At 42.2% G+C, this 15776-nt stretch carries 13 protein-coding genes and 1 pseudogene; 8 read left to right on the forward strand and 6 right to left on the reverse strand.

Annotated features, from left to right (window positions below; genetic code table 11):
- The first annotated feature begins 127 nt into the window (after window positions 1-127).
- Both rlmD and RS893_RS19395 read left to right on the forward strand, forming a co-directional pair.
- On the forward strand, window positions 128-1501 hold the full coding sequence (gene rlmD / locus RS893_RS19390) for a 23S rRNA (uracil(1939)-C(5))-methyltransferase RlmD (RefSeq protein ID WP_315787035.1): 1374 nt from the start codon (window positions 128-130) through the stop codon (window positions 1499-1501).
- 426 nt (window positions 1502-1927) lie between these two features.
- Complete coding sequence (locus tag RS893_RS19395) at window positions 1928-2380, forward strand: anti-sigma regulatory factor (protein ID WP_315787036.1); 453 nt, start codon at window positions 1928-1930, stop codon at window positions 2378-2380.
- Between the two features lie 47 nt (window positions 2381-2427).
- Here the strand turns inward: RS893_RS19395 and RS893_RS19400 are convergent, their stop codons facing one another.
- Window positions 2428-2712: a DUF6439 family protein gene (locus RS893_RS19400; protein WP_315787038.1), complete on the reverse strand. Its 285-nt coding sequence runs from the start codon at window positions 2710-2712 to the stop codon at window positions 2428-2430.
- 44 nt (window positions 2713-2756) lie between these two features.
- On the opposite strand from RS893_RS19400, the gene RS893_RS19405 reads away from it, so the two are divergent.
- Together RS893_RS19405 and asnS are read left to right on the forward strand one after the other, a co-directional pair.
- Window positions 2757-3125 carry a hypothetical protein gene (locus tag RS893_RS19405; RefSeq protein WP_315787039.1) on the forward strand — a complete coding sequence of 123 codons (369 nt, stop codon included), beginning with the start codon at window positions 2757-2759 and terminating at the stop codon, window positions 3123-3125.
- A gap of 98 nt (window positions 3126-3223) precedes the next feature.
- Entirely contained in the window at window positions 3224-4615 is a 1392-nt protein-coding gene (asnS, locus tag RS893_RS19410; RefSeq protein ID WP_315787041.1) for an asparagine--tRNA ligase, read from the forward strand.
- Window positions 4616-4965: 350 nt separating this feature from the next.
- On the opposite strand, the gene RS893_RS19415 is transcribed toward asnS, so the two are convergent.
- From RS893_RS19415 to RS893_RS19425, 3 genes are all read right to left on the reverse strand, one after another.
- Entirely contained in the window at window positions 4966-5643 is a 678-nt protein-coding gene (locus RS893_RS19415; protein WP_009457500.1) for a response regulator transcription factor, read from the reverse strand.
- 278 nt (window positions 5644-5921) lie between these two features.
- Window positions 5922-6443 carry a ferredoxin gene (locus RS893_RS19420; protein ID WP_315787060.1) on the reverse strand — a complete coding sequence of 174 codons (522 nt, stop codon included), beginning with the start codon at window positions 6441-6443 and terminating at the stop codon, window positions 5922-5924.
- A 172-nt stretch (window positions 6444-6615) separates the two neighbouring features.
- Window positions 6616-6822: a hypothetical protein gene (locus tag RS893_RS19425; RefSeq protein ID WP_315787062.1), complete on the reverse strand. Its 207-nt coding sequence runs from the start codon at window positions 6820-6822 to the stop codon at window positions 6616-6618.
- A 146-nt stretch (window positions 6823-6968) separates the two neighbouring features.
- Between RS893_RS19425 and groES the strand changes: the two genes are divergently transcribed.
- The 3 genes from groES (at window position 6969) to RS893_RS19440 (ending at window position 10533) form a co-directional block, all read left to right on the forward strand.
- Window positions 6969-7280, forward strand: coding sequence for a co-chaperone GroES (gene groES, locus RS893_RS19430; protein ID WP_009457502.1), 312 nt, complete (start codon window positions 6969-6971; stop codon window positions 7278-7280).
- Between the two features lie 104 nt (window positions 7281-7384).
- Window positions 7385-9022 carry a chaperonin GroEL gene (groL, locus tag RS893_RS19435; RefSeq protein ID WP_315787066.1) on the forward strand — a complete coding sequence of 546 codons (1638 nt, stop codon included), beginning with the start codon at window positions 7385-7387 and terminating at the stop codon, window positions 9020-9022.
- Between the two features lie 362 nt (window positions 9023-9384).
- Window positions 9385-10533, forward strand: a complete 1149-nt coding sequence (locus RS893_RS19440; protein WP_315787067.1) for a transposase — start codon at window positions 9385-9387, stop codon at window positions 10531-10533.
- A 42-nt stretch (window positions 10534-10575) separates the two neighbouring features.
- Here the strand turns inward: RS893_RS19440 and RS893_RS19445 are convergent, their stop codons facing one another.
- Complete coding sequence (locus RS893_RS19445; RefSeq protein ID WP_315787068.1) at window positions 10576-11280, reverse strand: hypothetical protein; 705 nt, start codon at window positions 11278-11280, stop codon at window positions 10576-10578.
- Window positions 11281-11493: 213 nt separating this feature from the next.
- Here RS893_RS19445 and RS893_RS19450 point away from each other — a divergent pair.
- Window positions 11494-13457, forward strand: a pseudogene (locus RS893_RS19450) (DNA polymerase III subunit gamma/tau).
- An 84-nt stretch (window positions 13458-13541) separates the two neighbouring features.
- On the opposite strand, the gene RS893_RS19460 reads toward RS893_RS19450, so the two are convergent.
- Window positions 13542-15482: an iron uptake porin gene (locus RS893_RS19460; RefSeq protein WP_315787073.1), complete on the reverse strand. Its 1941-nt coding sequence runs from the start codon at window positions 15480-15482 to the stop codon at window positions 13542-13544.
- Window positions 15483-15776 lie beyond the last annotated feature (294 nt).

A 15776-nucleotide genomic window follows, 5' to 3' on the forward strand; every position in this document is an offset into this window, starting at 1 on the left:
GAGACAAGAACGACTTGAAGGACAAGGAAGAAATTACCTATTTCCTGTTAAGAGTTAAGAGTTCCCTCTTACCAACAACCAACCACTAACTACTAACAAATTACTATTGACAATTGACTATTGACAAATGACTAATTCTTTTTGGAAACAAGGTGAGTTAATAGAAGTTCAGATCACAGACACAACTGATACAGGCGATGGTGTAGGACGATCGCATGAACGGGTGGTGTTTGTACCAGATACTGTACCAGGCGATCGCGCTATTGTCCGTCTAGTACACGTCAAATCTAACTATGCCCACGCTAAGCTTAAACAAATATTACAACCCTCGATCCACCGCATTCGACCAAGCTGCATTGTCGCTGATAAATGTGGTGGTTGCCAGTGGCAACATATAGATTATGAATATCAGCTAGAAGCGAAACGCAATCAAGTTATTCAAGCTTTAGAACGTATCGGTGGTTTTGTCCAACCACCTGTAGATTTGGTTTTAAGGGCTGCTTCGCCTCTGGGTTATCGCAATAAAGTCACCTATCCTATGGGTGTATCTGCAACTGGAAATGTCCAAACAGGCTACTACCAAAAAGCTAGCCATCAATTAATTAATTTAAATCAATGTCCAGTCCAAGATCCACGATTAAATTCTTTATTGGCAGGAATTAAACAAGATATTCAAAAGCAAAATTGGGCAATTTATAACGAAAAAGACCACACAGGAATAATACGTCATCTTGGATTACGCATCGGTCGGCGGACAGGAGAAATATTATTAACTTTGGTTGTAAAAGATTGGGATTTACCAGGTATTAAAGAGCAAGCACAGGAATGGTTTAATCGCTATCCTACTTTAGTAGGAGTTTGTTTAAACTATAACTCGAAACGCACAAATACTATTTTTGGTAGGGAAACTCGTTGTATTGTCGGTACTGGTTATCTGCGAGAAGAATTTGCCGGGTTAGAATTTCAGGTACGTCCAGACACGTTTTTCCAGGTTTCCACGGAGACGGCAGAGACATTGTTACAGGTTATTCAATCAGAACTGCATTTACAAGGAACTGAAGTGTTACTTGATGCCTATTGTGGTGTCGGTACGTTAACTTTGCCACTAGCAAAACAAGTTCACCAAGCAATTGGGTTGGAAATACAACCAGAGGCGGTAGAACAGGCAATTTGTAATGCTCAAAACAATCAAATTCATAATGTGACTTTTATAACAGGTGCAGTGGAAAAATTACTGCCACAACTGGAAATTAAACCAGATATTGTTTTGCTAGATCCCCCACGCAAAGGATGCGATCGCCAAGTTGTTGAAACTTTATTAACATTTCAACCAGAACGTATCGTTTATGTCAGCTGTAAAGTCGCAACCCTGGCACGCGATTTGAAATTACTTTGCGAAAATGATGTATATACTCTTACACGTGTACAACCAGCAGATTTTTTTCCTCAAACCGCCCATGTAGAAGCAGCAGCTTTTCTTGTGCGATCGCAGTTGCTTTAAACAAAGATGAGTCTTTTAAAAAACTCAAATTGAAAATTTGTAGTCTAGCGGATAGTAAAAATGCTAAACTAGAATTAAGCTAAAAATATAATTCTAATTGTGCAAAAAAATAGAAGCTGCATGGGCTACTCTCAGACATGAATTGGGTCGTCTAAACTAAAAATCGGCAAATGAAAGAGTATGTTTATACTCTTTTGTGAAAGCAAAGCATTTTTTTGAGTTGCTAACTACTTGGGTAAAGTTACTTCAGCCGTTTTGTGTGAGAACAGCCCAAAATCATTAGGAGAGCCAATGCTCCCTAGCATTTTCAAAATTTAGTTCCAAAGACGTTAGGTTTGAAGGCAACACGACCACCTCACAAATAATCAGGGTGCCTGTGACAGCAAACTGATGTCTAGCTAACTCTGAAGCTGCGGGGTTTCTCTTGTGATCACCATTTCACTTCGTCCAGTTGGACGTAGTTGGGGGACTATTAGTTTCGCCTCAACTTTATATCTGTGTCCAATATTAGATTTGCTTCTGGCAGAAATTCCAACGCCCATGCAAGCCGAACTGCGACTAGGGCTTCAAGAAGCCTTAGTTAATGCAGCTAAACATGGCAATAATCTTGATCCTAGTAAAAAGGTAATAGTACGTTATTCCCTAATAGATAACAAATATTGGTGGATCATCTCAGACCAAGGCGGAGGATTTACTCCTTCTTGTAAGTGTGATACAGATCCAACCGAGTACCTGCCACCGGATGAGTCAGAATGCGGTCGTGGTTTGTCGATTTTGCATCTTGTTTTTGACGAAGTTGAGTGGAATACCAAAGGTACTGAGTTAAGGTTGTGTAAGCAATTGGAGCAAGCTCGACCGCGTATACCATTGCTGCGCTAGAGGTGGGAGATGGGGAGAAAAAAGCACCCCATCTCCCCATCACCCCATCACCCCATCTTAGTTCCGTGTGTCGGACAAGGTGGTGCAGAAATAGAGTGATCTAACCAACCTGTTGCTTGTTCTAACCTCGTGAGAGCTTCTTGTGGTTCTTCCTTAAGGAGGAAGACAATAGCTGCTGCTGCTTGTTCGCCAGCACGAGCTTTACGGTTAGATTTGAGGCGGTGCCAATCATTAGGAGAAATGCTCAACCTTTCCATCAGGGCTTGAGCTAATTCTAAAGTAGTAAATTGATTCAGTTGACTGTTTTTAAGCGGCTGTGTAGATTGAGACATACACTCCAAGGTATTGTCGCATTTACTTTTACTCTACTACTTTAATGAAGCAGCCTCAAAAACCGTCAGAACCACCACAAGAGGATAATCAGGAACTTGATTTTGAACAAGAACTCTTAGAAGTCGAGCGATCGCTTGCAGCTTTAAGAGAACGTTATCAACAGGTACAGCGCGATCTTCGTCAACAAAAACAACTGCAATACAAACTTTATAAACTCAGTCAAGATAAAAAACCAACACCAGAAATAGAAGCAGAGTTACGGCAAATTCAACAGCAATTAGAAGTATTGGAAGTCTGCTTAGAGAGTCAACTGTTTTCTTGGCGCAGTTTCAAAGAACCTTTTTGGCAAGCCATACGCTTTGGCGGAATGGGCGTTATCATAGGTTGGATATTAAAGTCTTGTGCTGGGTAGGAATCGGGGATTTATTTAAGATCTAATTTTTTAAATTAAAATTTAGAGTCTACAATTCTAAAAATGTCACACTCTAGATTTTATGCTCTGATACAGATATGGTAGATAAAAGAATTGTAGAAATATTGCGAAATGGTCAGCCTGATGACTCACTAGAAGTTAAAGGCTGGGTGCGTACTAAACGCGAATTAAAAGGTTTTGCTTTTATAGAAGTAAATGATGGCTCATCTCTAGCTAACCTACAAGTAGTAATTAATCAAGAATTGCCGGATTATGAAAATATCTTGAAAAAGTTAAATACAGGCGCTTCCGTAGAAGTGTCTGGGGTTTTAGTAGCTTCTCCTGCCAAAGGACAGCGTGTAGAATTAAAAGCAGATAGCGTCAAAGTTTACGGAGAAGCTGATCCCGAAACTTATCCTCTACAAAAGAAACGTCATTCCTTTGAGTTTCTGCGGACTATTGGACATTTGCGATCGCGTACTAATTCCTTTGGTGCAGTTTTCCGTGTCCGCAATGCTTGTGCTACCGCCATCCACCAATTCTTTCAAGAACGCGGTTTTATGTGGGTACATACTCCTATTATCACCGCCAGTGACTGTGAAGGTGCAGGAGAACTTTTTAGCGTCACTAGTTTAGATTTAAAAAACATTCCCCGCACAGAAAATCAAACTGTAGACTATACTAAAGACTTCTTCGCCAGACCCACATACTTAACAGTTAGCGGTCAATTAGAAGCCGAAATCATGGCGATGGCGTTTAGCAACGTCTACACCTTTGGCCCTACCTTTCGCGCCGAAAACTCCAATACTTCCCGTCATCTCGCAGAATTTTGGATGGTTGAGCCAGAAATGGCTTTTTGTGATCTCCATGGCGATATGGATTTAGCAGAGGAATTCCTTAAATATATTTTTAAATATGTGCTAGAAAAATGCCCAGAAGACATGGAATTTTTTAACCAGCGCATTGATAATACTGTGTTAGCAACAGCAGATAATATAATTAACAATCAATTTGAACGTATCACTTATACAGAAGCCATCAAACTTTTAGAAAAAGCCGATGTGCAGTTTGATTATCCCGTTAATTGGGGCTTAGATCTACAATCAGAACACGAGCGTTATCTTTGTGAACAATTATTCAAAAAACCAGTAATTGTGACTGATTATCCAGCCCAAATCAAAGCCTTTTATATGCGCTTAAACGATGATGAAAAAACCGTTGCGGCGATGGATATTCTAGCACCGAAGATTGGTGAAATTATCGGTGGTTCCCAACGGGAAGAACGTTTAGAAGTGTTAGAAAAGCGGGTACTAGCGCAAGGAATGAAACTAGAAGACTTGTGGTGGTATCTAGATTTGCGTCGTTACGGTACTGTTCCCCATGCTGGTTTTGGATTGGGCTTTGAAAGACTCGTGCAATTTATGACCGGGATGGGGAATATTCGTGATGTGATTCCTTTCCCACGTACACCAGAAAGTGCGGAGTTTTAGACACATTAGTTTGTATAGCCACGATTTCTAATCGTTAAGGCTAGGTGCTTATCTAGCCCGCACTTTAGTTGCGGGCTGATAGCTAAAACCCACTTAAAGTGGGTTGAAAAGCTTATGCAATCAGTCTACTTTTAGTAGAATTGAACTATTAGCCCGCAGTTTACTAGCGGGCGAGTCTAGTAATATTTATCGAACTAACATTAAAAATTGCTAGATAGAACTGAAGCGATCGCTAGCATTAGTGCAATCATTAAAAAACACTCACTGGATAAAAAACAAGTAATTGAGTTATGAGTTTGAAATCGTCACAAACCAACTCATAACTCAACACTCATAAATTAGAGCTTGATCTATGCCATTTGATTCTCAATCGCCCACCGTGCTAATTCAGTACGATTGTGGAGATTGGTTTTGCCCAACATGTTGGACACATGGCTTTCAACTGTACGCTGACTAACATTTAGTTCTTCAGCAATTTCGCGGTTAGCTAAACCCCTAGCGACAAACTGGACAACTTTTAGTTCGGTTGGGGTTAACTGCACATCAAAGGGAACTTGAATACGCGAACCGTTGTCTCCTCCTTTGGCTTGATGTTCTTTCCAACGAATGGTTTGCTTGAGAGACGATTCTACTTGCGCCACCAACTCTTCTGGTTCAAAGGGCTTGACCATGTATACATCAGCACCTTTATTTAGTCCTTTGACCCGGTCTGCGCTTTGTCCCTTTGCTGAGAGAAATAGAACAGGAATCCAACTAGTGCGTTCGTTTTGCCGGACTTGTTCAACAAAAGTATATCCGTCCATTTCCGGCATCATCACGTCGCAGATGATCATATCTGGAACATCCTGCTCTAAAATTTCCAAAGCTTCTCGACCGTTTTCTGCGGTGATGACTTCGTATCCCCGGAATTCCAAGTAATCCTTCACCAGCAAGATGAGGTTAGGGTCATCATCAATGAGTAGAAGTCGTTTGTATTCTTTCATGCTGGGTTCTTTCATAGCAGTGGCACTTGTCGCGCGTAGATCCATAGGGGCCTTGTATAGCGATCCTTTTTGGTGGATGATTGTGATGTTGTGCTTTTTCCCACTTAACTTGCCTTTGTTGAGTAAATGTTTCAAAATTGAAAATTACTTTCCCTGAAACTACTCTATCAATGGCAAAAGTCCAGTAAGGATACGTAGAGCAGTAGTATTTATAATGCGTTATTATATATCGCTTTGAAAGGAGCGGGCAAAAAACTTCAACAGAATAATAATCCTTATAGATTATCAAACTTCACTAGTTCTAAGATGCTCCCGGTAAACAGTTAATCCGCACTTGTGTAACTCACCGCTTCACCATATCCCTTGGATGTTAAGCTTCTGTTGCGCTGCTCTTCAGTAACCACAGAGGTTTCTGACAGAGGATGAACTAAAAAAGCATATTCTTCCACAATCTTATTTTCGATTAAATGTTCCTGGATAATCCGCTCGATAACTTCCGGGGTTGCTTGGCGATACCAGACACCATCCGGGTAAACCACCATTATCGGCCCAGAGCAACAAACTCGCAAGCAATTAGCTTTGGTTCTGAATATGCAACTAGGTCGCTCTTGTTGAGGCACATCTAACCTTAATTCCTTCAGGCGTTTTTTTAAATACTCCCATGCTTCCAGACTTGCTTGCTTTGAACAACATTTAGGCAATGTTTGATCAGCACAGATAAAAACATGTCGCTGAATTTTTTTTAGTCCCAAAGTTTCTATAGAGTAATTTAGGGCTTTATTTTCTGGTGGTGGAGTTGCCTTCTCTATTTTGTGGCTGGACTGGATCACTATTTTGTTACCCATCTCGCGCTTTCTGATTTCTGTTCTATAACAATTTCTAAACTTTGCAAATAAAGTTGACTATATATAACTATTCGTTACTTATATAAAAAAACCTGAAATACTAAAATAATTGAGTATTTTTACTTGAATTGGTGGTCATTTGTTAGTATTTATTCTCCTCACACCCCCCACCCTACCCTACGGGAACGCCTGATGACGAACGGGAAGCCCTTCGGGTAGTTTTCTCCGGGACGCTACTCTTACGAGAAGCCGCTAGCGCGTCTACGCGAACGCAGTCGCTCATGGGGAGACCACGCGCTTGTGCTACAACGGGGGGAATCCCCAAGGGCGCAGTGGCTCCCCAAGACCGCGCTGTCTCATCGCTAGCGCGTCTACACACCCCTCACACTCCCCCCAACCTCCCCATCACCCCCACACTTCTCCCAAAGTTCGGGAACCCGTACAAACCCAAATATTGCCATTGCCTACAGTGGTTCGCTAAATTAGCACTCAGGAGTTGAGAGTGCTAACTCTGGAGAAATTCGTATGGCAGCTGTATCTCTTAGCGTTTCTACTGTAAAACCTTTAGGCGATCGCGTATTTGTAAAAGTGAGCGCCTCTGAAGAAAAGACCGCTGGTGGTTTATATTTACCCGACACCGCCAAAGAAAAGCCCCAAGTTGGCGAAGTTGTTGCGGTTGGTGAAGGCAAAATCAAAGATGATGGTTCTCGTCAGCCAATGGATGTCAAAGTAGGGGATAAAGTTCTCTACTCTAAATATGCTGGTACTGATATCAAGCTAGGAACCGACGAATACGTATTGCTTTCTGAGAAAGACATTTTAGCAATTGTTTCTTAGTGATTGGTCATTGGTCATTGGTCATTGGTTTATTACAAATGACAAATGACAAAAGACAAATAACGAATGACAAATAACAAATGACAAAGGACAACTAAGAAATTATGGCAAAGCGCATTATCTACAACGAAAACGCTCGTCGCGCCTTAGAAAGAGGCATGGATATCCTGGCTGAGGCAGTGGCTGTTACCCTCGGTCCCAAAGGTCGTAACGTAGTACTAGAGAAAAAATTTGGCGCACCCCAAATCATCAATGACGGTGTGACCATTGCTAAAGAAATTGAATTAGAAGACCACGTTGAAAATACAGGCGTTTCTTTGATCCGCCAAGCTGCTTCCAAAACCAACGACGCTGCTGGTGACGGAACCACCACCGCTACTGTTTTGGCACACGCAATGGTCAAAGAAGGCTTGCGGAACGTAGCAGCTGGTGCGAATGCTATTCTGTTGAAGCGTGGTATTGATAAAGCTACCAACTTCTTAGTAGAAAAAATTAAAGAACACGCTCGTCCTGTTGAAGATTCCAAAGCGATCGCTCAAGTTGGTGCAATCTCTGCTGGTAACGACGAAGAAGTCGGTCAGATGATTGCTGAAGCAATGGACAAAGTAGGTAAGGAAGGTGTAATTTCCCTAGAAGAAGGGAAATCTATGACCACCGAATTGGAAATCACCGAAGGGATGCGCTTTGACAAAGGCTACATCTCTCCCTACTTCGCTACCGATCCTGAACGGATGGAAGCAGTATTTGACGATCCTTACTTACTGCTGACCGATAAGAAAATTGCTTTGGTACAAGATTTAGTACCCGTCCTTGAGCAAGTAGCACGTCAAGGCAAACCCTTAGTAATTATTGCCGAAGATATTGAAAAAGAAGCTTTGGCAACCTTGGTTGTTAACCGCCTGCGGGGTGTACTGAACGTAGCTGCGGTGAAAGCTCCTGGATTTGGCGATCGCCGTAAAGCAATGCTGGAAGATATCGCCATTCTCACTGGTGGTCAGTTGATTACTGAAGATGCTGGTCTGAAGCTAGAAAACACCAAACTGGATAGTTTAGGTAAAGCTCGCCGTATCACGATCACCAAAGACAACACCACCATCGTTGCTGAAGGTAACGAGCAAGCTGTGAAAGCTCGTTGCGAACAGATTCGTCGTCAAATGGACGAAACCGAATCTTCCTACGACAAAGAGAAATTGCAAGAGCGTTTAGCTAAGTTGTCCGGTGGTGTAGCAGTAGTTAAAGTTGGTGCTGCTACCGAAACCGAAATGAAAGACAAGAAACTGCGCCTTGAAGATGCGATCAACGCTACCAAAGCTGCGGTAGAAGAAGGTATCGTTCCTGGTGGTGGTACAACCTTGGCTCACCTCAGCCCTCAGTTGGAAGAGTGGGCAAATGGTAATCTCAAAGGCGAAGAGTTGACTGGTGCGCTGATAGTTGCTCGTGCCTTGGCTGCTCCCCTCAAGCGGATTGCTGAAAACGCTGGTCAGAATGGTGCTGTGATCGCTGAACGCGTGAAAGAGAAGGAATTCAACGTTGGCTTTAACGCAGCTACCAACGAGTTCGTTGACCTGTTTGCTGCTGGTATCGTTGATCCTGCCAAAGTGACCCGTTCTGCACTGCAAAACGCAGCTTCCATCGCTGGTATGGTGTTGACCACAGAGTGTATTGTTGTTGACAAGCCAGAGCCTAAAGATAGCGCTCCTGCTGGTGCTGGTGCTGGTATGGGCGGCGACTTCGATTACTAAAATTATTGCGTAGGGTGAGTATCTTAACTCACCTCTATAAAAAAAGCAGCCATTTCCGAGAAGAAGTGGCTGCTTTTTTATGAACTATTATCATTTTTCAGGGTTTGACATTTGGTCTTTTGATAATTTAGTATTTATGTACTATTCAATATAACTACAAATAGGGTTTGACATTTGGTCTTTTGATAATTTAGTATTTATGTACTATTCAATATAACTACAAATATCAATGCAATGCAGCTATTGAACAATTATTATGAACTAGGTACATCAAATGTATGCAACAAATCTGACAACTTCGTGCCTCCACTACGATATTTGAACTGCGCCCATAAGGAGCGCAATAATTTATAGCACAAGCAATGAAAGCGAGATATCAATACCGTTTCTATCCAACAGACCAACAGCAACAGAGACTAGCTGAGTGGTTCGGGTGTGTTCGGATAGTTTGGAATGATGCCTTAGCTCTGAGCAAAGCCAGCAAGTATCCCGGTTACAACAGTTTGGCTAAGTCTCTCACTCAGTCTAAAAAGACTGAAGAAAGACGATGGTTGAATGATGTTTCGTCTGTTCCATTACAGCAATCTCTTAAGCAGTTAAAAGTAGCCTATAAAAACTATTTCGATTCGCTTAAAGGCAAGTGGAAGGGTAGAAAAGTAGGTCAACCTCGATTTAAGAAAAAGACTAATGATCAGTCTGCAACGTTGACAAAAGTCGCATTCTTAATCAAGAAGGGAGAAGTCTACCTCGCAAAAATCGGTAACTTAAAGCCGATTTGGTCTAGAGAATTGCCCTGTGATCCAAGTTCAGTCACGGTAATCAAGGACTGTGCTAACCGCTATTTTCTCAGCTTTGTTTTAGAGATTGAAGCAAATCAAATCGATGCTAAAAACCAAAGTATTGGAATTGATTTGGGAATCAAAACGTTTGCACTCATGAGCAATGGCGAAAAAGCTAAGAGTCCGGATTACTCAAAACAAGATCGCAAAATTCGCAAGCTACAACGCAAACTAGCACGTCAACAGAAGGACTCAAAGCGGAGAAATAAAACCCGGATTCAGATTGGTAAACTGCACAATCTAAGTGCTGACACCCGCAAGGATTTCTTGCACAAGCTATCAACTAAAATTGTTAGTGAAAACCAAACGATCATTTTAGAAGATTTGCATGTGTCTGGAATGGTGAAGAATCGACGGTTAGCCCGTTCGATTAGTTTGCAAGGTTGGAGAGAGTTCAGGAATTTGTGTGAAGCTAAATCTGAGAAGTTTGGTAGGGATTTTCAGACTGTCAACAGATGGGAACCCACAAGCCAAGTTTGCTCAGAGTGTGGTTTCCGATGGGGCAAAATCGATCTTTCAATCCGTTCAGTGCTTTGCTTGAATTGCGGTACTCAACAGGACACAGATGAGAACGCAGCCCGAAATATAGAAATGGTCGGCATGGGGCATCGGCACGACCTTAAACGGGCGGGAGCGACCATAAGACTGCAACAGTCACGCAAGTTGCTGTGAACCGTCAAGAATCACCGTGACTTCAGTCCGGTGAGTATGTCGTCAACCTTGTTCTGTATTTGATTGATTTGCAGCATGAAATTGATCAATCAATGCTTGGATAATCATTTGCGGATCTTCCGTCTCAACTCCCAATTGTTGAGCAATCATCTGGCGTAGATTTTCATCCTGCTGCATGAGTGCCAGTAATTCGTCTAAAGTTACAGTTTGGAATTCTCCTTCGGGGAGACTTCCTACGTCATCTGCTGCTTGGAAAACTTGACTAGGTGGGAAATTTTCTACATCAGTGTCTTCTGCCGAGCCAAAGGTTGCTATTTGAGCATCTGGGCCTTCATACTCCCATACAGGTTCTCCTTGATTGCGTGTCAATAATTGCATCCCAATGTCATAGGCAACATCTCCCACTTCTCCAACTTCCAATTCCCCTAGTTGTACCATCCGAGCGGCTAATTCATTATTAGGAGTGGGTGATGCCAACAGTTTTTCACCAAAGCCATGCAACCACTCTAGCCAACGTTCTGTTGGGACGCGATGCTCAATATTATGTAGCCATTTCAGCGCCCATTGTTGTCCTCGGGCTTGATGTACTCCTTCTAACAGTTCGGTGAACAAAAATTCTAAATCTGTGTCAGTTAGAGGTGGAGGTGGTTCTTTGGGATGATTACCCGCAAATGTTGTTGGCGCTTTTTGGTTGCCAAATAAGCGTTGAAAAAACCTTTTTAGCCATAAAATGAGCTTTTTAAGCATCTGTGGCACCCCCCCGAGTTTTGTTTACCCTAAGATTGTAGCGATGTCTACGGCTAGTCGCTACGCGTTTGGATGGGTATGAATCAGTTAACAGTGACCAGTTAACAGTTTACTGATAACTGATAACTGATCCTCGTTCCCTCTTTAGCTAAAATGATTGAATCCCAAACTCGACTGGGTGCGACTCATAAACCAGAAAAGGCATTGCCATCCATGTCTTACGAACCCCTGCACCATAAGTACCGCCCAAAGAGTTTTGCTGAACTGGTGGGACAAGAAGCGATCGCTACCACCCTCACTAATGCTATCCGTGCATCCAAAATTGCACCAGCCTATTTATTCACAGGCCCAAGAGGTACAGGTAAAACCTCCAGCGCCCGCATTTTAGCTAAATCACTCAATTGTCTTAAAAGTGACAAACCCACAGCTGAACCTTGTGGTGTGTGTGATGTTTGTCAAGGAATCACCAAAGGCTACTCCTTAGATGTAATTGAAATCGACGCTGCCAGCAACACAGGTGTAGACAACATTAGAGAGATTATCGAAAGAGCGCAATTTGCCCCTGTTCAGTGTCGTTATAAAGTGTATGTGGTCGATGAATGTCACATGCTCAGTACCGCAGCGTTCAATGCACTACTAAAAACCCTAGAAGAACCACCTAAGCACGTAATCTTTGTCCTGGCAACAACTGACCCACAAAGAGTACTACCTACAATTATTTCCCGGTGTCAACGGTTTGATTTTCGCCGCATACCTCTAGAAGCAATGGTGCAGCATTTGAGTACTATTGCTACAAAAGAAAACATTAATATTAATCCTGAAGCAATTACGCTTGTAGCTCAAATTGCTCAGGGGGGATTGCGGGATGCCGAAAGTTTACTTGACCAATTAAGTTTATTATCAGGGGAAGTCACACCAGACCAAGTGTGGGATTTAGTGGGTTCGGTAAGCGAACGGGACTTACTCACACTTTTAGGTGCGATCGCCACAGACAACCCAGAAGCAGTTGTTGATTGTACTCGTCAAATCCTAGATCGTGGTCGAGAACCTCTGATTATTCTCCAAAATTTTGCCGCTTTTTACCGCGATTTACTCATAGCCAAAACTGCACCTAGTCGTCAAAACTTGGTTGCTTGCACTCCCCAAACTTGGCAAGCACTTGTTAGTTTTGCTCAACAGTTAGATATCAGCACAATTTTACAAGGACAACAACACCTAAGAACTGCTGAGGTGCAACTAAAAAATACCACCCAACCCCGCTTGTGGCTAGAAGTTACATTGCTGGGATGGTTGCCTTCAGCAACTATTCGTACTCAGCCATCAACAACAAACCGTGTAGTACCCACAGTATCACCAACCCCTTTTATCCCACCTTCCCCAGTTTCTAACGGCAAGACAACACAGGTACAACGTGACACGGGAAATCAACAAGACACAACGACACAGCAACACAGCAACAACGAAAAATCTTCCGTCTCTCCCCCACTCCCCACACTTCCCCACACTCCCCCACCTCCCCATCTCCCCACCTCCCCATCTCCCCACCCCCACCTTCTGAACAAGAGGAACTAAACTCTTCCACTCAAGAATCATTGGAAGCAACTTGGCAAAGAATAGTAGAATCTTTGCCTATACCTGCCAAAGCATTATTAAACCAACACGGACGTTTATTAAGTATCGGTGATGGTGTCGCTGTTGTGGGTGTGCCACCAAAGCTGATCAAACTTGCTCAAGGCAAATTAGCCGATGTGGAAGCCGCTTTTGTGAAGGTTTTTCAGCAAAAATATAAAGTGAGCTTGGTTGGAAACCAGGGAAAAACTGCACCTAGTAATGAAAAAAAAGATATTCCTAAAAATAATACTCCTCAAGCTCATCAGCCGCCTCCACCTAGTTACAATCAACAGCAACTGCCTGTAGCTGAAAATCATCAACCAGTAAAACCAGTAATCACAAAAACAGACTCAGTAACAAATACTGCTGTGGCGCAAATGCCCCTACCACAGCCTCAGATGCCACCAGCCAATTGGGAGAGTGATGAAGGAGCGATCGCAGCCCAACGTCTAGCACAATTTTTTGATGGCGAAATTATTCGCTTTGCAGATGATGTAGTAGAAGTTACCGACTCTAGCACAAACTCAGAGTGGGAAAACGAAGTAGAAACAGATGAGGAATTTTAATTTGTGTATAAAAATAGCTTGTAGAGAGGTGATGTTCTTCGCCTCTCTACCTACGTGTATTGTGCGTATCAGAACTGTTGACCGTTAAAAAGTGAAGGTAGTACGGAGTACACCAACGGTTGTTGTGTCGTTTCTGTTGTCACCCTCGGGGTTAAACAGCACAAATGCCCCAGGAGTAATGCTTACATTATCACTTAGTTTCAAGCGGTAATAAGCTTCTAAATGATAAGGAGTAGCCCGATCTACACCTGTAGAGGCAAGTTCAGCATCACCATCAGCAGAAGTGCGATATAGTGGCTGTCCAAATAGAATACCTGCGTTATTTCCCTGTTTGAACAAATCGTTGAAGTGAAGCCCCACCATCCAACTAGTGAAGGTAGTAGAAGCATCAACATCACGGGAAGAATCATCTACGAATATTGCTGCACCGTAGCCAGATAAAGCAATTTTTGGAGAGAAACGCCAAGTGAGTGTGCCACCAACAGAATTAAGTTTGACGGGTGTTCCCAGTGAAACACCAGCCAAAGCACCAATATCACTACTAGTTAATCCTGTACCCAAGATATTGATTTCGTGATAACTATTAGCATAGTTGAGACCAATATCTATAGAACTAGTTGGTCTAAAGGTTAATTGTGCGGCTATAACGCTACTACCACCAAAAAAACCAGATCCTAAAGGTGTACCAGAAACTCCTGGTTGAATGTCTGGCGCATTTTCAGGAATGTTAGCATTAACGCTACCGTATAAAGCTCTAAGGTCTAACTGGTCGGAAATGTTAAAAATAAACCCTACAGCAGAAGCCAAGCCAGAACCAGAAGTACCACCGGAGACACGTACTACAGGATTCAAATTGCCAAAGCGAGAAATTGACTCTTGTCCTTCACCATAAAAAGGTGTAATGGCAGGAAAAGCATCCGATGTTTCCGCCGCAGTTCCAGCAAACAAAGTTAATTTATCAGCAACTGGAAAGATATAAAGCAGTTTGTAAAGCTCAACATCATTAGCGCTGACATCTGATAAAGTCTTAACGTCAAGACCAGGAAACTGAGGTTCAAAACTAGTACGAGCGCTACTGGCGCTAAGTACAGGCGAAGCTAATCCCAAAGATTCTTGCAGGCTACCGCTACCATCCAAACCGCCCAAAAAGTTATGAGATTGTAAACCAGTAATTAGTAAGTCTTTACCTGTAAAACTGGTGTTGAGATTTAACCGCACTCTATTTGTCAAGATGATATTAGGGTCATCTGTATCTGGAGAACCTCCTGTAGCACCAATAGCTGCAATAATTACCTCACCATTCAGTTTGGTAGTTGTGGAAAACTGATTTGCTTCCAGTTCTGCGGTGCGTGCTTCCAGCACATCTACCCGACCCCGCAGTGTCGCCAATTCCGCAGCAAATTCTTCTTGCAGTCTCTGCAAAGTGGCTAAATCTTCTTTTGTTACTAAATTAGTAGTCGCCGTAGCAATTATTTCGTTGACTCGATCAAGACAGGCATTTAAGCCAGCAGCAAATTCATAGCGAGTCATCGGACGATTACCGCGGTATGTACCATTGGGATACCCAGCAATACAACCGTAGCGCTCAACCAAAGATTGTAATGCACCAAAAGCCCAGTCTGTAGGTTGCACATCAGATAGTTGCGATACAGATGTAACTTGTGCGATTTTGTCTGATGGCTGAGGTGAATTTGCAGATTGGGAGGAAGTTGGTAGTGAAGAATTAGGAGCTGAAGTTAACTCTAAATTTTTGTCTTGTTGCTTCTGATTTAAGACAGGTGAATTTTGTTCATGCTCACTAGCTAGAATTAATTTTTTTGGAGAATTATTAGGTTTCACTCCGCTATTAATATCTATTTTTTCAGGGGTGTTACCAATGTGAGAAATTGCTATTTTTTCAGAATTATTTTGTACCTGCTTTTGCTCTGCAATCTCAAAATTAGCCAGGCCTTGTAATGGTAACAATCCCATAATTAAATATAATAAACTTGCTCCACCAGCAGAGGCTAGTAGATATCTCGTCATGATAACTCCTCACAGACTATATATGAAGATATGGAAAATTTGATTACGATATTTAACACCAATAGACAAGTAGATGTAAAGCGTATTTTGCAAAGAAATATTGCCTGCTTTACATTATTTAACTCAGGAAATTAGTTCACTGAATTTACTAGGCTATTGTGTGAATATTTATCGCAAGTATTAAATTCTAGTAAATACTATTTTTATGATCAGTTTACACTATTTATGATTTATAGTTTTTATAATTACCATATAAAAATTTAAATCATGGAAGTATAACTCGGTTTGTGATAC

Source organism: Fischerella sp. JS2, assembly GCF_032393985.1.
Taxonomy (GTDB): domain Bacteria; phylum Cyanobacteriota; class Cyanobacteriia; order Cyanobacteriales; family Nostocaceae; genus Fischerella.

Bases quoted from the DNA above. Each gene is read 5' to 3' on its own strand.
- RS893_RS19460 (WP_315787073.1), bottom strand. From the start codon at position 15,482: ATGACGAGATATCTACTAGCCTCTGCTGGTGGAGCAAGTTTATTATAT.
- RS893_RS19405 (WP_315787039.1), top strand. From the start codon at position 2,757: ATGAAGCAGCCTCAAAAACCGTCAGAACCACCACAAGAGGATAATCAG.
- groL (WP_315787066.1), top strand. From the start codon at position 7,385: ATGGCAAAGCGCATTATCTACAACGAAAACGCTCGTCGCGCCTTAGAA.
- asnS (WP_315787041.1), top strand. From the start codon at position 3,224: ATGGTAGATAAAAGAATTGTAGAAATATTGCGAAATGGTCAGCCTGAT.
- rlmD (WP_315787035.1), top strand. From the start codon at position 128: ATGACTAATTCTTTTTGGAAACAAGGTGAGTTAATAGAAGTTCAGATC.
- RS893_RS19445 (WP_315787068.1), bottom strand. From the start codon at position 11,280: ATGCTTAAAAAGCTCATTTTATGGCTAAAAAGGTTTTTTCAACGCTTA.
- RS893_RS19420 (WP_315787060.1), bottom strand. From the start codon at position 6,443: ATGGGTAACAAAATAGTGATCCAGTCCAGCCACAAAATAGAGAAGGCA.
- RS893_RS19415 (WP_009457500.1), bottom strand. From the start codon at position 5,643: ATGGATCTACGCGCGACAAGTGCCACTGCTATGAAAGAACCCAGCATG.
- RS893_RS19400 (WP_315787038.1), bottom strand. From the start codon at position 2,712: ATGTCTCAATCTACACAGCCGCTTAAAAACAGTCAACTGAATCAATTT.
- groES (WP_009457502.1), top strand. From the start codon at position 6,969: ATGGCAGCTGTATCTCTTAGCGTTTCTACTGTAAAACCTTTAGGCGAT.
- RS893_RS19440 (WP_315787067.1), top strand. From the start codon at position 9,385: ATGAAAGCGAGATATCAATACCGTTTCTATCCAACAGACCAACAGCAA.